Source organism: Rhodovulum sp., assembly GCF_011048875.1.
GTDB classification, from domain to species: domain Bacteria; phylum Pseudomonadota; class Alphaproteobacteria; order Rhodobacterales; family Rhodobacteraceae; genus Rhodovulum; species Rhodovulum tesquicola.
The window spans coordinates 1-4,270 of the sequence record NZ_DSDD01000421.1; the positions used below are offsets into that span (position 1 = coordinate 1).

General features: G+C 69.9%; 4 protein-coding genes. 1 reads left to right on the plus strand and 3 read right to left on the minus strand.

Annotated features, from left to right (window positions below):
- Positions 1-279, plus strand: a 279-nt coding sequence (locus tag ENN83_RS14415) for an integrase core domain-containing protein (RefSeq protein ID WP_287188100.1), incomplete at its 5' end; no start/stop codon positions are given.
- A 62-nt stretch (positions 280-341) separates the two neighbouring features.
- On the opposite strand, the gene cas3 is transcribed toward ENN83_RS14415, so the two are convergent.
- From cas3 to mobC, 3 genes are all read right to left on the minus strand, one after another.
- Complete coding sequence (gene cas3, locus ENN83_RS14420) at positions 342-2,837, minus strand: CRISPR-associated helicase Cas3' (RefSeq protein WP_287188103.1); 2,496 nt, start codon at positions 2,835-2,837, stop codon at positions 342-344.
- Positions 2,838-2,874: 37 nt separating this feature from the next.
- Positions 2,875-3,258 carry a hypothetical protein gene (locus ENN83_RS14425; protein ID WP_287188106.1) on the minus strand — a complete coding sequence of 128 codons (384 nt, stop codon included), beginning with the start codon at positions 3,256-3,258 and terminating at the stop codon, positions 2,875-2,877.
- A 280-nt stretch (positions 3,259-3,538) separates the two neighbouring features.
- Positions 3,539-3,982: a plasmid mobilization relaxosome protein MobC gene (mobC, locus tag ENN83_RS14430; RefSeq protein WP_287188109.1), complete on the minus strand. Its 444-nt coding sequence runs from the start codon at positions 3,980-3,982 to the stop codon at positions 3,539-3,541.
- Between the last annotated feature and the right edge of the window lie 288 nt (positions 3,983-4,270).

Sequence of the window (4,270 nt, forward strand, 5' to 3'; positions counted from 1 at the left end):
ATGGCGAGCGGCATGGTCGAGCGCTTCAACGGCCGGATCGAGGAGGTTCTGCAAAGCCACCACTTCCGGTCCGGCGAAGAGTTGGAGACCACGCTGCACCGCTATGTCCGGCTCTACAACCAGCAATTTCCGCAATCGGCCTTGGGCAGCAAACCGCCCTTGCTGGCGATGCAGGACTGGCACAAACTCAAGCCGGAGTTGTTCAGGAAGAAGCCATACTACCTTCCGGGATGTGACATCGCCGAGGGGAAATGTGATTATCCGGGATGGAACACGTAATGATCAACCGAAAGTAGAACACCCGCCTCTGGACCTGTAAAGTGGATTGATTGCCATGGGTGTCAGCTTTCGTCACCGAAGCGCAGCCCGAGCGACGCATCATAGCGCAACCCCGCGCAGATCGTCCCGTCGGCGGCAACCGGGCACAGACGGTATTCGGCGCGTTTCCAGTCGGGCCAGTCGCGGGTGACGGCCATGATCCCGGGCGCGGACTGGTCCGGCAGCGCAAGCGCGTCCAGTCGCGTCAGCCGGGCCGAGACCTCGGAGAGTGCCCATGCCTCTTGCCCCTCGCCCTCTGCCCAGGGCCGCAGACCGCCCGCCTCGGGCCGGGCCAGCACCAGCACGCGCTGCGGCTCGCCCAGCCGGGTCGGATAGCGGGCATCGTCATTGGCCTGCCCGCCCGCACGATAGCCCGCGGCCAGATCGACGATGTTCTGCGCCGCATGTCCGCGGGCCGCGGCGCCCTGGCCTTCGGCGGCGATCTCGGCCTCGACAAGCGCCTCGGGGATCAGCCGCGCGTCGTTCCCATGCACAGCCTCGATCAGGGCGCGCAGCCCCGATGGCGCCTCGATCCGACCAGTCTGGAACAGCACCTCGGCCGTGCGCCACTGATCGGCAACCGGATAGACCCAGGCGCCGCGGTCGAGCGTGCCGTGCAGCCATCGCGCGTCGGCAACCTGCGCCGGATCGGGCGAAAGCACATGCAGCACCGGGGCCGGAACCGGGCGCGATGCGGCGGGGCGCTGGTCCATGTGCCGCCACAGCCGCCCGACGCGCTGGATCAGGGCGGCCATCGGCGCGAGGTCGGACAGCATGACATCGAAATCGAGATCCAGCGAGGATTCGAGGACTTGCGTGCCGACCAGCACGAAGCCCTCGCGCCCGACCCCCGCCTTGCCGACGCGGGCAAGAACCTCTCCCTCGATCCGCTTGCGGTCGCACAGGGCGAAGCGCGCATGCAGCAGGCGCGCCGCGATGCCACGGGCGCGCAGCAGCCCGACTGCGGCAATGGCATCATCCACGGCGTTGCGCACCCAGACGCAGGCCGCCCCCTTGCTCGCCGCATCCGCCAGCAGGTCGGCAGCCGCGTCCGGATGCGCCAACCGCCGGACAGCGACCGCACCCCGCTTCCCCGTCGCTTGCGGCAGGTCGGTCACGGGGGCGGCACCGGCCACGGTCAAGGCCGGATAGGACGGGCTGTCCGACGCCCCGTCATAGATGGCCAGCAGCCGGGCGCGCTGCGCCATCGGCAGGGTCGCCGTCAGCAGGATGGCCGAGCCCCCGGCCGTGCGATGCATGCGCAGCAGCGCCTCGAGCTCGGCGCCGATATAGGGCTCGCCGAGTTCGTGGACCTCGTCCACGATCAGGATCTTGGACGACAGGCCGAAATGGCGCAGCGCCTGGAATTTCACCGGCAAGACCGACAGCAGCGCCTGGTCGATGGTGCCCACGCCGATATCGGCCAGCAGGGCGCGGCGGCGGCTTTCGGCCAGCCAGTCCGAACAGGTCGCGTCATCCTCGCCGCGCGGCCCGCCCGTCACCAGATCGCGGAACGCGACCGACAGCCCGGCCCGGCCATGCGCCAGCGTCAGGGTCGTCTGTCGGTCGAACAGCCGCCCGACGGTGCCGGCGACACGGCGGAACATCGCGTCCGCCGTGGCCATCGTCGGCAGCGCGAAGAACAGCCCCCTGCCCTTGCCCGCCAGCAGCATGCGCTGCGCCAGGATCAGCGCCGCCTCGGTCTTGCCTGCGCCGGTCTCGTCCTCGATGACGGCCAGCATCGGACCATCGGTCAGGGGCACCCGGGCACATGCCGTCTGCATCGGGCGCAGGGCGAAGTCGAACAGCGGCACATCCCGCGCGGTGCCGGATGCAAGCCCGGCCCCGGCCACGGCGATGCGCGCCGCATCAAGCGCCCCCGCCCGGTAATCCGGCAGGCCGGGGCACAAGGTCGGTGGCCTGAACAGGTCGGTATTCGACCCGATCCAGTCCGCAACCGTGCAGAACCCGGGCAACCACCAAGACAAGGCAAACGTCCGGTCATCGGACAGCCCGTCAAGCGAGGCGTCCGGCCAGATCGCACAGAACTGCGCAACCGTCTGGCGGGCGTCATCAAGACCCGTGCCAATGGCCGCGAGCGCAAGTCGGTAATCGCGCGGCCGTCGCCCGGCGGATGCAAGCCCACCCAAGGCACGCTTGGGCGGCCGCCCGTGATGACCGGCGCTTGCCGCATAGAGCGTTTGCCGATGCCACGGATCGCCCCCGAGATGTGCTGCCAGGACGGGGTCCAGTTCGAACAGGAGCACCTCGGTCAGTTCCCAGTGCCGGAACGATTGCGGGACTTCCTCGCGCAGCATCCGCCGGAAACTCTCGCTGATCTTGCCCAGATCGTGCAGGGCGACGAGAAGCACCAGGGCCTCGCGCAATGGCCGATCGAATCCGAAGGGCTCGATCAGGACCTCGGCGACCGCGGCCACGTCCAGCATGTGATGGACCGCTGGATGTTCCGGTTGCCCCGGACCAGCGGCGCTTTTTCCCGGCCAGTCAAGAAGGCCCATTCTGATCTCCCTGTTCGAAGAACGAGGTATCACGACCTCACAACGGAAACTGGATCAGGGTGAGGCGTTGCCATGCAACTGCAAAATGATCCCGTGCCCCTTGCGCGTTGCATGGCGCGGCCTCCTCAAAGCTCCCGCTCCTCCCCCGCTCGCGGTCGCGCATCTTCCGTTCGGCCTTTTCGACGTCGCGGAGCGAGAGGCCGAGGCTCTCGTGTTCCTTTGCGGCGGCGATGACGGCCCGGGCGATGGCCCGCCGCTTGTCGGCATCCGGGGAATCGCCGGCGAGCCTGTCGTCCCGGCCCTCGGCGAGATCCGGGATGATGGTCTCGCCACGGCGGGTGCGCTGATCGCGGGCGAAGCGGCCGGCACGCTCCTTGCGCTCGAACGCGACCGTGCCGTGGCGGGCATGGATCGCGGCCATCGAGGACAGGGTGCGCACCAGCCGGTCGCTCTCGGGGGCAGGCGCCCTGCCCCGCGTCACCTCGCCCCGTGTCGTCTCGATCAGCGCCGCGGCGGTCTTGTAGAACCGGTCGACAAACTCCGCCGCAGAACCTTCGCCCCGTCGAGCCCGGCCGCGTGCTGGACATTCCGGCGGAAACGCGTCACTGCCTCCGGCGCGGCCGACAGCGCGTCGGTGCCCACCGCCATCCGGTCCCCGGCAACCCGCGTGCCGTAAAGCGCCGTCTGCGGTGCCTGTGCGATCAACGCGGCACTGCGGCTGTCCCCGAGACCGCGACAGACATCGGCCGCGATGTCGTGAAGCTCCCGCCGCAGGTCGGCCCGCGCGCGACCTTCCGTCCGCGCCGGCCGGGTGCCGCGCCCGCGCGCAGCCGCCCGGATTGCGGCTTCGCAATCTCGAGCTCCTCGAGCACCGTCCCGGCGACACCGTGCCGCTCAGCCATCGGCCCCCTCCGTTCCGGTCGCCGCCCCTGCTTGCGGAACGGCTCCACGCCGCGCCGTCGCCGTTCGCGGATGATCTGCAAGAGCAGCATGCGCACCCCCGGCAGCGCCCGGCGCAACTCGGTCAGCGACTCCCAATGCCCACGGACCAGGTCGACCCGGCCGCGGTTTGCCGCATGGGCCACCTGGTTCACGTTCACCCCGATCCGGTGCAGTTCCCGCCAATCTTCTTCCCTTCTGCCCACGGTCCCATCACGACCGGCGCAAGAGTCCCCCAGGGACATACGACACCCTTGGCGGGGCCGCCCCCTGTGCCGCGCCCGGCCGGAACCGAGACGGCCCTTGCAGGAGAGGGCCGGCGCGATGGTCCGCGCCCTTGGAGTCCGCGGGCCGGCCGTTCGCGGGATCGGCGCGCCGGCCGGCGCGTGATCCGGAACAGTCGCAGGCGGATGCGGCCGAAGACCCGGAGCGCCCCGCCATGATGGGACGCCCGGGGGCCAGGGACCGTGGCAAGAGCGCAGAGGGCGCAGTCC

Coding starts and splice junctions, on each gene's coding strand:
- cas3 (WP_287188103.1), bottom strand. CDS start 2,837: ATGGGCCTTCTTGACTGGCCGGGAAAAAGCGCCGCTGGTCCGGGGCAA.
- ENN83_RS14425 (WP_287188106.1), bottom strand. CDS start 3,258: ATGGCCGCGATCCATGCCCGCCACGGCACGGTCGCGTTCGAGCGCAAG.